Annotated in this window: 9 protein-coding genes, 6 tRNA genes, 3 rRNA genes and 1 riboswitch; all 18 genes read right to left on the minus strand. The window is 45.7% G+C overall.

Annotated features, from left to right (window positions below):
• Positions 1–2: 2 nt before the first annotated feature.
• Positions 3–209 (minus strand): sulfur carrier protein ThiS, encoded by a 207-nt coding sequence (gene thiS / locus AAGA51_RS15155; protein WP_042490110.1) that lies wholly within the window; start codon positions 207–209, stop codon positions 3–5.
• Entirely contained in the window at positions 194–997 is an 804-nt protein-coding gene (locus AAGA51_RS15160) for a HesA/MoeB/ThiF family protein (protein WP_042490112.1), read from the minus strand. Before AAGA51_RS15160 ends, thiS begins: the two co-directional genes overlap by 16 nt.
• Entirely contained in the window at positions 987–2189 is a 1203-nt protein-coding gene (gene thiE / locus AAGA51_RS15165) for a thiamine phosphate synthase (RefSeq protein WP_042490113.1), read from the minus strand. The genes AAGA51_RS15160 and thiE overlap by 11 nt, the downstream gene beginning before the upstream one ends.
• A gap of 3 nt (positions 2190–2192) precedes the next feature.
• Complete coding sequence (gene thiC, locus AAGA51_RS15170; RefSeq protein WP_042490115.1) at positions 2193–4160, minus strand: phosphomethylpyrimidine synthase ThiC; 1968 nt, start codon at positions 4158–4160, stop codon at positions 2193–2195.
• Positions 4161–4269: 109 nt separating this feature from the next.
• Positions 4270–4368, minus strand: a riboswitch (TPP riboswitch).
• 52 nt (positions 4369–4420) lie between these two features.
• Positions 4421–4804, minus strand: a complete 384-nt coding sequence (gene crcB / locus AAGA51_RS15175) for a fluoride efflux transporter CrcB (RefSeq protein WP_042490117.1) — start codon at positions 4802–4804, stop codon at positions 4421–4423.
• 138 nt (positions 4805–4942) lie between these two features.
• Entirely contained in the window at positions 4943–6319 is a 1377-nt protein-coding gene (locus AAGA51_RS15180) for a multicopper oxidase family protein (protein ID WP_042490119.1), read from the minus strand.
• Between the two features lie 94 nt (positions 6320–6413).
• On the minus strand, positions 6414–7484 hold the full coding sequence (locus AAGA51_RS15185) for a GGDEF domain-containing protein (protein ID WP_255209419.1): 1071 nt from the start codon (positions 7482–7484) through the stop codon (positions 6414–6416).
• A gap of 717 nt (positions 7485–8201) precedes the next feature.
• Positions 8202–8278: transfer RNA gene (locus AAGA51_RS15190), tRNA-Trp, on the minus strand.
• 64 nt (positions 8279–8342) lie between these two features.
• Positions 8343–8419 (minus strand) — tRNA-Asp (locus AAGA51_RS15195).
• 30 nt (positions 8420–8449) lie between these two features.
• A 5S ribosomal RNA gene (rrf, locus tag AAGA51_RS15200) occupies positions 8450–8565 on the minus strand.
• An 88-nt stretch (positions 8566–8653) separates the two neighbouring features.
• Positions 8654–11544, minus strand: a 23S ribosomal RNA gene (locus AAGA51_RS15205).
• Positions 11545–11859: 315 nt separating this feature from the next.
• Positions 11860–11935: transfer RNA gene (locus AAGA51_RS15210), tRNA-Val, on the minus strand.
• Between the two features lie 18 nt (positions 11936–11953).
• Positions 11954–12029 (minus strand) — tRNA-Ala (locus AAGA51_RS15215).
• 16 nt (positions 12030–12045) lie between these two features.
• Positions 12046–12121 (minus strand) — tRNA-Lys (locus tag AAGA51_RS15220).
• A 1-nt stretch (position 12122) separates the two neighbouring features.
• Positions 12123–12198 (minus strand) — tRNA-Glu (locus tag AAGA51_RS15225).
• Positions 12199–12265: 67 nt separating this feature from the next.
• Positions 12266–13808: ribosomal RNA gene (locus AAGA51_RS15230) — 16S ribosomal RNA — on the minus strand.
• Together the 16S, 23S and 5S rRNA genes with 6 tRNA genes alongside form the textbook arrangement of a ribosomal RNA operon.
• Positions 13809–14327: 519 nt before the next feature.
• Complete coding sequence (hemG, locus tag AAGA51_RS15235) at positions 14328–14801, minus strand: menaquinone-dependent protoporphyrinogen IX dehydrogenase (RefSeq protein WP_342291572.1); 474 nt, start codon at positions 14799–14801, stop codon at positions 14328–14330.
• Positions 14802–14874: 73 nt separating this feature from the next.
• Complete coding sequence (locus AAGA51_RS15240; RefSeq protein ID WP_042489580.1) at positions 14875–16332, minus strand: TrkH family potassium uptake protein; 1458 nt, start codon at positions 16330–16332, stop codon at positions 14875–14877.
• Positions 16333–16348: the final 16 nt, after the last annotated feature.

Consider the following 16348-nt stretch of genomic DNA (forward strand, 5'->3'; position numbering starts at 1 on the left):
CGTTAGCCTCCTGCTATCGCTTGAAAAAGTGAGATTCGGTCCCCTTCATTGAGCTCCTGAGATGACCACAAGCCTTTAGGGATAATTTGATCATTGATGGCAAAGACGCAACCAACTGCGGGTAAATCTAATTGCTGTTGCAAAGAAGTAAGCGTGGTTTGCTGATTGATCTGCTGAACAACGCCATTAACGGTTACAGTGATGGACATATCACCCCCTCGTTGTTATTAGTATTGGTTTCTTTGGCTCCGCAGACTTCACAATCAGGATCTGCCATCAACTGCCACTTTTGCCAATCTAGGTGTTTAGCGTCGAATGTCATTAACTGATGAGTTTTAAACTCAGGCAACTCAGCCAAATATTGAATGGCCAACAAGGCTTGTAGATTGCCAATCGTTCCAACTACCGGACCAATAATCCCAAGGTCACTGCATTTCCCCACTTGATCGGTATAGTCACGAGGAACCATACAGGCATAGCAGCCAGTTGCTTTGTTTGGTGCGGCAAAATCAAAAGCGATAACCTGACCACTCCAACCAACTGCGGCGCCTGATATAAGTGGAACCTGACACTCAAAGCACACCTGATTAACGAGATGTCGAGTCTTTAGGTTATCCGAACAATCCAACACCACATCCGCCATAGACACTTCCAAAGGCAACAGATTCTTATCAGCTCGTCGTTGTACCGTTCGAATATGACACTCGGGATTTAAAGCTCGTAGTTGTTGCGCCAATGCATCTACTTTTGGTGTTGATACATGCTGGTTACGAAATGCGATTTGACGAGACAAGTTAGAAACTTCTACCTCATCATCATCACAAAGAACCAGCTTTCCTACTCCTGCAGCAGCTAGGTATAGAGCAGCCGAGTTACCTAAGCCTCCACAGCCGATGATTAGTACAGAAGAGTCACACAGTTTTTGTTGCCCTGATTCACCGATCTCAGGTAAGCATACTTGGCGTTGATATCGTAAAAAGGCATTGTCAGATAACATCGAACACCTCCTGTCTGTTCGAGGTGCGGCTAAACTTTGACTGCAACTCTTTTACGTTTGCTTCCACATTTTTTGCTTCGGTAATAGCTCTGACCACAGCAATGCTTGAAACACCTTGATCGAGCACTTGCTGAATATTGTCTAAATCAATACCGCCAATCGCAACACTTGGTACTCCGATGGATTTGCCATAAGGCATACTATCAAGCAGCTTTTGATAAAGACCCAATCGTACTAAGCCTTGTGGTTTTGATTGCATTTGCTTAGTAGTGGTAGGAAATATATGTCCAAGGGCGATGTAGCTCGGTGATAGCTGATGGATACGTAGCAACTCAAAATAGCCATGAGTGGATAACCCCAATGCCATCCCACTCTCTGCGATAAGCTCCAAATCTGCGTCTAGTACATCTTCTTGACCAAGGTGAACACCAAAAGCTTTGTGCTTCAAAGCTAACTGCCAGTAGTCATTAATAAACACTTGTGCCTTGTGTTCTCTACCCAGTCGAATAGCTTTAACGATTTGTCGTTCTAAACTTGGCTCATTTGGGTCTTTAATCCGTAGTTGTATGGTTTTAATTCCCAACTTAAGTAATCTTTCAATCCATTCAACATTGTCAACGACTGGGTATAGACCCAATGATTGTTTACCTAGAGTGGTAAAACCTGTTTGAGCAATAGAAACTGCAGGTTGCTCAATAAACGGAAAATGTTGGAACTGTGTCGGCCATGTTTCACGTGAAACATTCATTGCAGCCCGACTCAAAACAAGGGCATCTTCCAGAGGAAAATCGAGAGCGAGAGAAGCTACGACCCAAGCAAAATGACGCCAAGATTGATTCGTAGATAAGGTCTGACTATGAATCAAGAGCGTTGTTTCATCTAGATGAAGCCAGCTGTCTACCAGACGTTCATCATAAGAAACGCCAATTTGAACAACATTAGGTAGACAAACCTCTTGAGGTTGCCCCCCGTAGAGGAACGTCAGTTCTCTATCTAGACCGCCGTTACCACTTAATTCAAATAAATTGCTGTATAAACGAGAAGTCTCTGTATCAACAAGTTCAATACATTGGGTCGGGCTTACGCCCAACTCAATGTGACTGACATTGAAACCCTGCTCAGCTGCGAGCAGCAAAACTTGTTGAACTTCTCCCGTAAACTCAAGGCAATGAGATGGGATAAGTATCTTCACAAGTTACTCCTCTGTAACGACAGAGTTCTGTTTAACTACTGGATGGTAAAGCTCAGAACCTGACTGCAAGAACTCCTGAGATTTTTGACGCATACCTTGATCCACTTGTTCAAATAGCAGTGGGTCATCCAGCATTTTGATTTCGATTGCTTGGTCAGCGGCAACTTGTTCCTTGTTATTCGCGTATTCTCTAACCTCTTGTGAGATCTTCATTGAGCAGAACTTAGGACCACACATAGAACAGAAATGAGCAACTTTCCCTGACTCTTGAGGAAGTGTTTCGTCATGGAAAGCTCGCGCGGTAACTGGATCGAGAGACAGGTTGAATTGGTCTTCCCAACGGAATTCGAAACGAGCTTTTGACAAAGCGTTATCGCGGACTTGAGCGCCTGGATGCCCTTTAGCAAGGTCAGCGGCGTGAGCAGCAAGCTTGTAAGTAATAAGCCCTGTTTTTACATCTTCTTTGTTAGGAAGTCCTAAATGCTCTTTTGGCGTTACATAGCAAAGCATGGCACAGCCATACCAACCAATCATGGCAGCGCCGATACCAGACGTAATATGATCATAGCCGGGTGCAATATCTGTCGTCAGAGGACCAAGAGTATAGAAAGGCGCTTCGTGGCAGTGCTTCAACTGCTCTTCCATGTTCTCTTTAATCATGTGCATAGGAACATGACCCGGGCCTTCGATAATAACCTGAACATCATATTCCCAAGCGATTTTAGTTAACTCGCCAAGTGTTCTTAACTCAGCAAACTGAGCTTCATCATTCGCATCAGCAACCGAGCCTGGGCGTAAACCATCACCTAACGAAAGCGAAACATCATACTTCGCACAGATTTCGCAAATCTCTCTGAAGTGGGTATAAAGGAAATTTTCCTGATGATGAGCCAGACACCACTTAGCTATGATTGAGCCGCCACGAGAGACAATACCGGTTACGCGTTTAGCAGTCATAGGTACGTATCGAAGAAGCAAACCAGCATGAATTGTGAAGTAATCGACCCCCTGCTCCGCTTGTTCAAGTAAAGTATCGCGCATCACTTCCCAAGTCAGGTTTTCAGCTACACCGTTTACCTTTTCCAGAGCTTGGTACATAGGAACAGTACCAATCGGAACCGGGCTGTTACGTAATATCCACTCACGTGTTTCGTGAATATTTCTGCCAGTAGAAAGGTCCATAACCGTATCAGCACCCCAACGCGTCGCCCATACTAGCTTTTCTACTTCTTCTTCAATTGAAGAGCTCACAGACGAATTGCCAATGTTGGCGTTTACTTTCACTAAGAAGTTACGACCTATAATCATAGGTTCAGCTTCTGGGTGGTTGATATTGCATGGAATCACCGCGCGCCCTTCAGCCACTTCTTTGCGCACGAACTCTGGAGTTATATCTTTAGGTAGATTTGCACCAAAACTCTGTCCTGAATGCTGCTGGTTGAGTTGTTCATCTTGGTAACGGCGATTACCCATGTTCTCTCGCAGCGCAATAAACTCCATTTCAGGAGTAATAATACCCTGACGAGCATAATGCAGCTGAGTAACGCGTTTTCCCTCTTTGGCACGACGAATCGAAGGCAAATTGCCATAACGCAGCTCGTCCAATGTTTCATCTGATAGACGCTCTTGCGCGTATTCAGAACTCATCGATTGCAGAACTTCAGTATCGTTTCGCTCTTCAACCCAGTCGGCTCTTAGTTTAGGTAACCCGCTGTATAAATCGATTTCATGTTCAGGATCGGTATAAACGCCAGAAGTATCGTAAACGCAAATAGGTTCGTTAGGCTCAAATATCGGAGCTTCTTTGCTGCCACCGATTAAGCTATCAGCAAGTGAAATCTCACGCATCGGTACGCGTAAATCGGCACGAGAGCCAACGACATAGGTCTTACTAGAATTTGGATAAGGTTGAACTGAGAGGTTCTCGATAAACTGTTTTGCTTCCAGTCTCGCTTGTTTGCGACTCGACATAGCATTTTCCTTGTATTGTTTTAGGGATAAATGCTTGGCGGAAAAATGTGTCAATAAGAGATGAGTAGACGGATCTTAGGTTTGGGGCTTATAGCCAACCAATCTAGAAAGAGGCTCTTCTCTTGTTCCCTTCGCTGGTATTAACCAGATCAGGTTCAACGGATCCCGAATAAACGGTCTCAGCCTTATGGCACTCCGACAAGTGAAACGATTATAGATAAAGAAACTTAGTTAACCAAGAACAAAAGTAGAGTTTTTAATCAACCTTTTATTAACCATTGATAAGCAAGCCAAGCGGCTGAAATGCTCAACAGCACATTTAGTAGCACGTTAAAACCCATTTTCACAAACGCACCTTGATGCACAAGAAGTACGTTATCCATTGAGAAAGTAGAAAACGTAGTCAGTGCACCAAGAAAACCTAAACCGATAATTTGTCGCCAAGGATAAGGAGCCAGCCACTCATTCTCTACTGCAGCGATCAGCAACCCCATAATAAATGAGCCGACCACGTTAACGGTTAATGTACCATATGGGAAAGATCGTCCGAATAAAGTGACACACATTTCTGATACTAAGTATCGAGAACACGCACCGATCGCACCACCGATCGCAATAAGACCCAAAATTGAAAATTGCCCCATGTACCCTCCCAAAATCATTTCAGCCATTGTACTGATTTATTGAGCACAAAAGAGTCAAAAATGATGAAAATAATGTTCTCATAATAAGAGGAATTACCCTCTATAACTGAATAGTTTTAAAAAGTTACAGGAGTCACTTTAAGCAACTTCGATGTATCCCATCAAACCCGTTTTCATGTGTTCAATCACATGACAGTGATACATCCATCGACCTGGGTTGTCGGCAACGAACGCCGCCTTCGCTGAGCCATTTTTTCCAAGCAATACTGTATCAGTATGAAAAGGAGCATCGACAGGTTTGCCATCCAACTCTAACACGGTAAACGTATGTCCATGCAAGTGAATAGGATGATGATACTGCGTGACATTTTTGAGATTAAAAATATACGTTTTGCCAAGTTCTAAACTAGCGAGTGGTGCAGGAATATTATTGGCGCTCATTCCTTCCCAAGCTCGTTTGTTCATCAGCCAAAAATTAGGTACAGCATGCCCACTTTCATCAGCAGGAGAAACGGCACCTTCCCACTCAAAAACGAAGTCTATGGATTGAGCATTGGCCAAATCAATCTTAGGAATTGGATTGAGAGGCAAAGCTGGGATCTCGGTGTCTTCGCGTAGCTTTGATTGCTGGCATTTAAATTCGCACAGTGGGAACGGGAATTTTCCTTTCATCTGGCGCACGTAAACCACATTTCCAGCCTTAGGCGCAATAAAAGCGATGTCCACTCTCATTCCCGGCCCTATCTTATGCTCTTTTAAAGGATAAGGCGTTTTAATCGGATTACCATCTATAGCCACTACCCACGCTTCAGCACCTTCAACAGCAATTGGATAAGTAATCGTGTTGTCGACATTAGCGATTCTCAATCTGACACTGGCATTTTGCTGCACATCGTAACTAGGATTGTGAATACCATTTACCGTTCCCCACTCCCCCGGAGTACCCATGCGAGCGCTGTAGCGTGGAATCATCAAATCCTTCCATTGACCTTTTTTATCAAGATGCCAATGTTTAAGAACTAACTCATGCTCTTGATCGAAAGTGACTGGTTGCGCTTCTTCCACCACGATAAGACCAACCAGTCCCATACCCAGTTGTTTTACGCTGTTCATATGAGGGTGATACCAGAAGGTGCCCGCATCCGGTGGAGTAAACTCATAAACGAACATCTCACCGGGCATAATCGGCCTCTGGCTTAGAAATGGAACACCATCCATACCAATAGGTATACGCAAGCCATGCCAATGGATTGTTGTCGGTTCATCAAGTTTGTTGGTAAAGCGAATGGTCACTTTTTCCCCCTGACGACAGCGTATTGTCGGAGCGGGTATTGAAGCATTAAAGCCAAGAACAGGAGTGACATAACCCGGAACGATCTCAGCAGAAGAAGCTTCCGCTGTAAGTTCATAAACATATCTTTCCTGATCAGTCCGGATCAATGAACAGGCAGGTAATAACGTAGATAGCCCAAGAGCTGAACTAACTGAAAGAAAGCGGCGACGAGTAATATCCATTTCTGCCTCAGGTAAAGCAACACGATAAAGCGTTAATAAAACTTATTCTCATCACAATGTAAACAATAGTGGTAATTAAATTGCTATCACACACCTATTTCTTAATGATGCAGTTTCTGCCGTTGCGCTTCGCCATATACAGAGCCGAATCCGCTTTACTGAATAAACTATGTAGCGTGTCTTCGTTGCTCACTTCGCTGTAGCCGACACTGATAGTAACGGGGTTAGGAAGCATTACAGATGCTTTGGTTTCAACGGCCCTACTCATCTCTTCTAAAAGCGTTTTAACACTCTCAGAATCGCTCTGAGAAAGAAAAAGAACAAACTCTTCGCCACCGTAACGACCAATCAGATCTTGCTGCCCCATAAATGATGTGAGGATGTTAGAAACTGCAATAAGTGTATTGTCACCGACATCGTGTCCAAAAGAGTCATTTACCTTCTTGAAATGATCGATATCAACAACAGCGATCACACCTCGTGAGCCAGTACTCGATAAAGATTGAGAAATCCGCTCATTGATATAGCGCCTATTGTACAACCCCGTCAGTTCATCACGTATAGAGCGCTCGTAATGCCAATCGATCTGCTTAAACAAAAACAGGGACAATAATGAACCAAGCAAAAAGAAACACACAATGTTCTGAGTTACAACGACTGCCACACGATAGTAATCAGGACTGTTAGTTATAGCCAAAGCGATAGTTGGAAAGCTAGCGGCAACCATACAAACCACAGCAGAGAGCGCCAACATGCGCTCACCTCTTCCGTTCAGATGTCTATTCTTATAACAGACCCAGCACGCTGCTAGATAAACCAGAATAAAGTTAAAAAAAGCTAACTGAACTCTGAACTGAAGGGTTCCAGTCCAGTTATAGTAAATAGCGAACTGAATAATCGTGTAAGTAAGAACGTGGCTTACAGCCAGTTTCCATAGCCAAGACTTTATTGATTTCTTATACCAACTTAGAGTTCCAAACAACAATAGATAAGCCACGCTCATATAGAGCGCATTATTAATTAATACAGAATAGCCAAGAGGAACCCAAGAGCGGATAGCCATGGCAAAAAAAGCAGAACCTAAAAACAGAAAAAATAGGAAAAAATACGACGCTGAGAGTCGCTGATAGCCAGACAAACCACTACGAATTTGTAATAAGAACAAACATCCGACAACACTGCAGATAATATTGTTTAAGACGCTAGCAAAGTTAATGAGATCGGAAGCTGAGTAAATCACGGTATGGCGTTTATGTAAGCAAGTAGGGCGATAATATCACCGATATTAATGATAACAAAGTAACCAATTTGGTAAGCATATTTTCATTACTGGTGTAGAAGCCTACGAACCACTGGCTAATATCACCTACTACTCAATAAATCCCTATTATCCAAACGATAGATGTACAAAAGCCCCAGTCTTTCGACTGAGGCTTCTAATGATTGCAGGGGTGGAGAGATTCGAAATCACAACACGCGCTGATTTTTGGCATTGGCGGAATCCGCGGCTCTACTAATTGAGCATGACAACAACTATCCAAACGACAGATGTAAAAAAAGCCCCAGTCTTTCGACTGAGGCTTCTAATAATGGCAGGGGTGGAGAGATTCGAACTCCCAATACGCGCTGATTTTTGGCATTGGCGGAATCCGCGGCTCTGCCAATTGTGCATTACAACAACTAGTCAAACGACTGATGTGAAAAAGCCCCAGTCTTTCGACTGAGGCTTCTATTAATGGCAGGGGTGGAGAGATTCGAACTCCCAATACGCGCTGATTTTTGGCATTGGCGGAATCCGCGGCTCTGCCAATTAAGCATTACAGCAACTATTCAAACGACAGATGTAAAAAAGCCCCAGTCTTTCGACTGAGGCCTTTAATAATGGCAGGGGTGGAGAGATTCGAACTCCCAACACGCGGATTTGGAATCCGCTGCTCTGCCAATTGGAGCTACACCCCTGCAGAATTTCTTTTCTCTAGATTTGCAAAAACCTCAGCTTTTCAGCTGAGGTTCTTTAAATAAGTGGCGGAGCGGACGGGACTCGAACCCGCGACCCCCGGCGTGACAGGCCGGTATTCTAACCAACTGAACTACCGCTCCGCATTGGTTAGCGCTTGGTGCTAAATAAAAGCCTGGCGATGTCCTACTCTCACATGGGGAGACCCCACACTACCATCGGCGCTAATTCGTTTCACTTCTGAGTTCGGCATGGAATCAGGTGGGTCCAAATCGCTATGGTCGCCAAGCAAAATTTAAAATTCGGAAAGCTGTTAATGTTCTCTACACATTCAATTCTGTTCTTGCTTTGAGTCCACAAAACCCCTTGGGTGTTGTATGGTTAAGCCTCACGGGCAATTAGTACAGGTTAGCTCAATGCCTCACAGCACTTACACACCCTGCCTATCAACGTTCTAGTCTCGAACAACCCTTTAGGACACTTAAAGTGCCAGGGAGAACTCATCTCAGGGCTTGCTTCCCGCTTAGATGCTTTCAGCGGTTATCAATTCCGAACTTAGCTACCGGGCAATGCTACTGGCGTAACAACCCGAACACCAGAGGTTCGTCCACTCCGGTCCTCTCGTACTAGGAGCAGCCCCCTTCAATTCTCCAACGCCCACGGCAGATAGGGACCGAACTGTCTCACGACGTTCTAAACCCAGCTCGCGTACCACTTTAAATGGCGAACAGCCATACCCTTGGGACCGACTTCAGCCCCAGGATGTGATGAGCCGACATCGAGGTGCCAAACACCGCCGTCGATATGAACTCTTGGGCGGTATCAGCCTGTTATCCCCGGAGTACCTTTTATCCGTTGAGCGATGGCCCTTCCATTCAGAACCACCGGATCACTATGACCTGCTTTCGCACCTGCTCGAATTGTCATTCTCGCAGTCAAGCGGGCTTATGCCATTGCACTAACCACACGATGTCCAACCGTGTTTAGCCCACCTTCGTGCTCCTCCGTTACTCTTTGGGAGGAGACCGCCCCAGTCAAACTACCCACCAGGCACTGTCCTCGACCCGGATAACGGGTCTGAGTTAGAACATCAAACATACAAGGGTGGTATTTCAAGGACGGCTCCACACAAACTAGCGTCTGCGCTTCAAAGCCTCCCACCTATCCTACACATGTAGGTTCAATGTTCAGTGCCAAGCTGTAGTAAAGGTTCACGGGGTCTTTCCGTCTAGCCGCGGGTACACTGCATCTTCACAGCGATTTCAATTTCACTGAGTCTCGGGTGGAGACAGCGTGGCCATCATTACGCCATTCGTGCAGGTCGGAACTTACCCGACAAGGAATTTCGCTACCTTAGGACCGTTATAGTTACGGCCGCCGTTTACCGGGGCTTCGATCAAGAGCTTCGACCGAAGTCTAACCCCATCAATTAACCTTCCGGCACCGGGCAGGCGTCACACCGTATACGTCATCTTACGATTTTGCACAGTGCTGTGTTTTTAATAAACAGTTGCAGCCACCTGGTATCTGCGACTCTCATCAGCTCCATCCGCGAGGGACTTCACCGTCAAGAGCGTACCTTCTCCCGAAGTTACGGTACCATTTTGCCTAGTTCCTTCACCCGAGTTCTCTCAAGCGCCTTGGTATTCTCTACCCGACCACCTGTGTCGGTTTGGGGTACGATTCCTTACAATCTGAAGCTTAGAGGCTTTTCCTGGAAGCATGGCATCAATGACTTCACTACCGTAGTAGCTCGACATCGTGTCTCAGCCTTAAAGAGAGCCGGATTTACCTAACTCTCAAGCCTACGCACTTGAACCTGGACAACCGTCGCCAGGCCCACCTAGCCTTCTCCGTCCCCCCATCGCAATTGTAAGAAGTACGGGAATATTAACCCGTTTCCCATCGACTACGCCTTTCGGCCTCGCCTTAGGGGTCGACTCACCCTGCCCCGATTAACGTTGGACAGGAACCCTTGGTCTTCCGGCGAGGAGGTTTTTCACCCCCTTTATCGTTACTCATGTCAGCATTCGCACTTCTGATACCTCCAGCATGCTTTACAACACACCTTCAACGGCTTACAGAACGCTCCCCTACCCAATACAATAAATTGCATTGCCGCAGCTTCGGTTGATTACTTAGCCCCGTTACATCTTCCGCGCAGGCCGACTCGACTAGTGAGCTATTACGCTTTCTTTAAATGATGGCTGCTTCTAAGCCAACATCCTAGCTGTCTGAGCCTTCCCACATCGTTTCCCACTTAGTAATCATTTGGGACCTTAGCTGGCGGTCTGGGTTGTTTCCCTCTCCACGACGGACGTTAGCACCCGCCGTGTGTCTCCCGGATAGTACTTACTGGTATTCGGAGTTTGCAAAGGGTTGGTAAGTCGGGATGACCCCCTAGCCTTAACAGTGCTCTACCCCCAGTAGTATTCGTCCGAGGCGCTACCTAAATAGCTTTCGGGGAGAACCAGCTATCTCCGAGTTTGATTGGCCTTTCACCCCTAGCCACAAGTCATCCGCTAATTTTTCAACATTAGTCGGTTCGGTCCTCCAATTGATGTTACTCAATCTTCAACCTGCCCATGGCTAGATCACTCGGTTTCGGGTCTATATCCAGAGACTAAAGCGCCCAGTTAAGACTCGGTTTCCCTACGGCTCCCCTATACGGTTAACCTTGCCACTGAATATAAGTCGCTGACCCATTATACAAAAGGTACGCAGTCACCCCACGAAGAGGCTCCTACTGCTTGTACGTACACGGTTTCAGGTTCTATTTCACTCCCCTCACAGGGGTTCTTTTCGCCTTTCCCTCACGGTACTGGTTCACTATCGGTCAGTCAGGAGTATTTAGCCTTGGAGGATGGTCCCCCCATATTCAAACAGGATATCACGTGTCCCGCCTTACTCGTTTTCACTCAAAATGACATGTCGGTTACGGGGCTATCACCCGGTATCGCGATACTTTCCAGAATCTTCACCTGTGTCATTAAAAGCTTAAGGGCTAATCCAATTTCGCTCGCCGCTACTTTCGGAATCTCAATTGATTTCTTTTCCTCGGGGTACTTAGATGTTTCAGTTCTCCCGGTTCGCCTCATTAACCTATGTATTCAGTTAATGATACTCACTTATGTGAGTGGGTTTCCCCATTCGGAAATCGTAGACTCAAGTGGCTTTTACTGCCTTATCTACGCTTATCGCAAGTTAATACGTCCTTCATCGCCTCTGACTGCCAAGGCATCCACCGTGTACGCTTAGTCACTTAACCATACAACCCCAAGAGGTCTTTCGTATGGCAAACAACCAAGGTTTAGTTGTCTCTCATTATTTGAATGAGCGAGAGACATTTCGATTTTGCCGGACTCAAATATGAACAACATCAATGATGTTATTCCCAAGAACACTTGAATGTGTATTGGTACCTAAATGACTATGTCATCTAGGATTTGAGAACTTTTAATAGTTAATAATTAATCAAATTATTAACTGTCAGCTTTCCAAATTGTTAAAGAGCAAGAGTTTTTATAAACAAAGAGTTTATGAAAACCATTTTTAAATATTCTTTTTCAAGAACACTTAAAGATGGTGGGCGATACCGGGTTCGAACCAGTGACCCCCTGCTTGTAAGGCAGGTGCTCTCCCAACTGAGCTAATCGCCCATTATTTCACTATCAAGATGGTGGAGCTATGCGGGATCGAACCGCAGACCTCCTGCGTGCAAGGCAGGCGCTCTCCCAGCTGAGCTATAACCCCATACTTGAAGCGATAATGGTGGGTCGTGCAGGATTCGAACCTGCGACCAATTGATTAAAAGTCAACTGCTCTACCAACTGAGCTAACGACCCATGGTATCCCGTAGGGGAGTCGAACCCCTGTTACCGCCGTGAAAGGGCGGTGTCCTAGGCCTCTAGACGAACGGGACACTAAGATACTCTTATCTTTCTAAACCTAATCAATCTGTGTGGACACTCATCAAGAGAATCTTTACGTAAGGAGGTGATCCAGCGCCAGGTTCCCCTAGCGCTACCTTGTTACGACTTCACCCCAGTCATGAACCACAAAGTGGCAAGCGTCCTCCCGAAGGTTAAACTACCTGCTTCTTTTGCAGCCCACTCCCATGGTGTGACGGGCGGTGTGTACAAGGCCCGGGAACGTATTCACCGTGACATTCTGATTCACGATTACTAGCGATTCCGACTTCATGGAGTCGAGTTGCAGACTCCAATCCGGACTACGACGCACTTTTTGGGATTCGCTTACTATCGCTAGTTCGCTGCCCTCTGTATGCGCCATTGTAGCACGTGTGTAGCCCTACTCGTAAGGGCCATGATGACTTGACGTCGTCCCCACCTTCCTCCGGTTTATCACCGGCAGTCTCCCTGGAGTTCCCGACATGACTCGCTGGCAAACAAGGATAAGGGTTGCGCTCGTTGCGGGACTTAACCCAACATTTCACAACACGAGCTGACGACAGCCATGCAGCACCTGTCTTACAGTTCCCGAAGGCACTCCCGCGTCTCCGCAGGATTCTGTAGATGTCAAGAGTAGGTAAGGTTCTTCGCGTTGCATCGAATTAAACCACATGCTCCACCGCTTGTGCGGGCCCCCGTCAATTCATTTGAGTTTTAATCTTGCGACCGTACTCCCCAGGCGGTCTACTTAACGCGTTAGCTCCGAAAGCCACGGCTCAAGGCCACAACCTCCAAGTAGACATCGTTTACGGCGTGGACTACCAGGGTATCTAATCCTGTTTGCTCCCCACGCTTTCGCATCTGAGTGTCAGTATCTGTCCAGGGGGCCGCCTTCGCCACCGGTATTCCTTCAGATCTCTACGCATTTCACCGCTACACCTGAAATTCTACCCCCCTCTACAGTACTCTAGCTTGCCAGTTTCAAATGCTATTCCGAGGTTGAGCCCCGGGCTTTCACATCTGACTTAACAAACCACCTGCATGCGCTTTACGCCCAGTAATTCCGATTAACGCTCGCACCCTCCGTATTACCGCGGCTGCTGGCACGGAGTTAGCCGGTGCTTCTTCTGTCGCTAACGTCAAATGATGCTGCTATTAACAACACCACCTTCCTCACGACTGAAAGTGCTTTACAACCCGAAGGCCTTCTTCACACACGCGGCATGGCTGCATCAGGCTTGCGCCCATTGTGCAATATTCCCCACTGCTGCCTCCCGTAGGAGTCTGGACCGTGTCTCAGTTCCAGTGTGGCTGATCATCCTCTCAGACCAGCTAGGGATCGTCGCCTTGGTGAGCCATTACCTCACCAACTAGCTAATCCCACCTGGGCATATCCTGACGCGAGAGGCCCGAAGGTCCCCCTCTTTGAGCCGAAGCTATTATGCGGTATTAGCCATCGTTTCCAATGGTTATCCCCCACATCAGGGCAATTTCCCAGGCATTACTCACCCGTCCGCCGCTCGCCACCCGAGAAACAAGTTTCTCTGTGCTGCCGCTCGACTTGCATGTGTTAGGCCTGCCGCCAGCGTTCAATCTGAGCCATGATCAAACTCTTCAATTTAAGATTTTGTCGGCTCAACGAATACTGACTTCAAAACTGCTCTTACTCGAAAGTAAGACGTAATTTTAAAGCTATTACCATTCCAACAGAATGGTAATGAATTGACTGTGCCAAATAACCGAAGTTATTTGTATTGGTCACTCAGTTCATTGAAACCTAAGTTGCTTTGTTACAAGAACAAAGACTTAACTTTGATTTTCATCAACGAGTGCCCACACAGATTGATAGGTTTAAATTGTTAAAGAGCTTGGTTTTGCGAGGCATTCCTCTCAAAACGGACGGCTATTTTAGCTAGTTAAGTTTAAGTGTCAAACACTTTTTTAAAACTTTTTCATCGTTAATTGATGCTAGTTAATAAACCGGCTAACTGGTTACATTTCTTATGAACTGTTCCCGTGTCAGCGAGGCGGCATTATAGGGAGATGATCGGAATTGGCAATAGTTTTTTAGCAAAGTTTTTGAAGTTTTTTATCGTTCGAACAAAAAAGAGCCAGCAAGGCTCCTTTTTGCCTGTTTTCTTTACAATTGTTCAAACTTTTTGGCGAATAAAGACACTTTTTCCCAGTCTGTATATTCAACTTCTTTTGTTGTATCCGTTTCACCACCGGTCAATTTCATAATGAAACGAATCATCATTCTATCTATTGGGCGATAACGTGGGTAATAAAGCGCTCCAGCAAACACACCTATCAATGAAGGCTGCCAAGGTGATTTCTTTAGAAACGTTTTTATATAAACGCTTCCTTCAGGAGTATCTTTACCCTGCTCCACTTTACGAGCAGTCAAATTGACACAATAAAAGGCAGCCTTTACTTGTTCTAACTGTTTTATGTGGGCATCGATAAATTGATACAACTTCGCATTTAATTTTCCATAGCGGATAGAGGCACCAATCAACACTTTGTCATATTGCGTTAAATCCATTGTATGGCACTCATGCAGGTCAACAAATTGACATTCATAACCTTGCAACTGCTGCGCAATGTGGTGCATGATTTTTTTTGTCTGACCTTCGCGGGTCGAATATAAAAGAAGTGCTTTCACGCTATATCCCTACTTTGTAACCCTAGCTACGCCAAAACGTAGGCGTTAACAAAATTAATAAAGTAAATATTTCTAGACGACCGAACAACATGGAGACAATAAGCACCCACTTGGCACTATCATTAATGTCAGCAAAGTGGACAGAAACCTCTCCGAGCCCAGGTCCTAAATTATTTAAAGTAGCAGCAACGGCTGAGAACGCGCTGAGTTCATCCATTCCTGTCGCTATCACTGCAAGCATACAAACCACAAACACTAATGCATAAGCAGAGAAGAATCCCCATACCGCATCGACAACACGTTGTGATAACGCACTGTCGCCCAATTTAATAGGGTAGATTGCTCTCGGGTGCACTAAACGTTTCATTTCACGAGCACCTTGCAATGTAAGCAATAACACTCGAATGACTTTCATACCGCCACCGGTTGAGCCAGCACAACCACCTATAAAAGACGAAAACAGTAGAAGCACAGGTAAGAACAGAGGCCATTCTGAAAATCCAGTTGTGGTAAATCCGGCCGTTGTCGATATTGATACCGTTTGGAATATCGCCTGATCAAACGCATCATAAAGAGAATCATAGGTATGGTGCTGCAATAGCATTAAGAAACAGACGACAAATAGAATGACTTGTATCCCGATAAAAGCTCGAAACTCAGGGTCACGCCAATAATATTTTGGATGCACACCGCCCGTTGCCCAAACAGCATAATGCAAGGTGTAGTTACACGCAGATATTAAGAGGAACACTACCGTAATAAGGTTAATCGAATAGCTGTCAAAATACCCCATACTCGCGTCATGGGTTGAGAAACCACCAATAGCGATAGTTGAAAAACTATGGCAGATCGCATCGAAAACCGTCATGCCAGCCAACCAGAACGCTGTAGCACATAGAATGGTTAAACTAAGGTAGATATACCACAACGCTTTTGCCGTCTCAGCAATACGGGGAGTTACTTTCGTGTCTTTAACAGGGCCGGGAACTTCAGCTCGATACAACTGCATACCACCGATACCCAGCACAGGTAAGATAGCGACTGCTAATACGATGATACCCATACCACCAAACCACTGTAGGAACTGACGGTAAAATAGAATCGCCTTAGGTAACTCATCAAGGCCAACTATGACTGTCGCCCCCGTGGTGGTTAATGCGGAGAATGATTCAAAAAAAGCATTAGTGACTGATAGGTTCGGGTTATCAGACAGCAAAAAAGGCATCGCCCCAGCGCTACCGATTACCGTCCAAAAAAGTACAACAATAAGAAAACCGTCTCGGGATTTTAGTTCATGCCGATGGTGACGGTTAGGAAACCAAAGTACCGCGCCAAAAAACAGCAATGCAAAGAAAGTAGTGACAAATGGCACACCCGCACCATCGCGATAGATCAAAGCGACCAGCGCTGGAGCTAGCATTGTAGAGCTAAATATCGCGAGCAGCAGCCCGACAATCCGGATAATTGAACGAAATTGCATTGATAGACAAAATGAA

The organism is Vibrio diazotrophicus (assembly GCF_038452265.1).
Classification (GTDB): domain Bacteria; phylum Pseudomonadota; class Gammaproteobacteria; order Enterobacterales; family Vibrionaceae; genus Vibrio; species Vibrio diazotrophicus.

What these genes read in the sequence shown, in the direction of transcription:
- thiS (WP_042490110.1), bottom strand. Translation starts at nt 209, where the DNA reads ATGTCCATCACTGTAACCGTTAATGGCGTTGTTCAGCAGATCAATCAG.
- AAGA51_RS15160 (WP_042490112.1), bottom strand. Translation starts at nt 997, where the DNA reads ATGTTATCTGACAATGCCTTTTTACGATATCAACGCCAAGTATGCTTA.
- thiC (WP_042490115.1), bottom strand. Translation starts at nt 4,160, where the DNA reads ATGTCGAGTCGCAAACAAGCGAGACTGGAAGCAAAACAGTTTATCGAG.
- crcB (WP_042490117.1), bottom strand. Translation starts at nt 4,804, where the DNA reads ATGGGGCAATTTTCAATTTTGGGTCTTATTGCGATCGGTGGTGCGATC.
- AAGA51_RS15180 (WP_042490119.1), bottom strand. Translation starts at nt 6,319, where the DNA reads ATGGATATTACTCGTCGCCGCTTTCTTTCAGTTAGTTCAGCTCTTGGG.
- hemG (WP_342291572.1), bottom strand. Translation starts at nt 14,801, where the DNA reads ATGCACCACATTGCGCAGCAGTTGCAAGGTTATGAATGTCAATTTGTT.
- AAGA51_RS15240 (WP_042489580.1), bottom strand. Translation starts at nt 16,332, where the DNA reads ATGCAATTTCGTTCAATTATCCGGATTGTCGGGCTGCTGCTCGCGATA.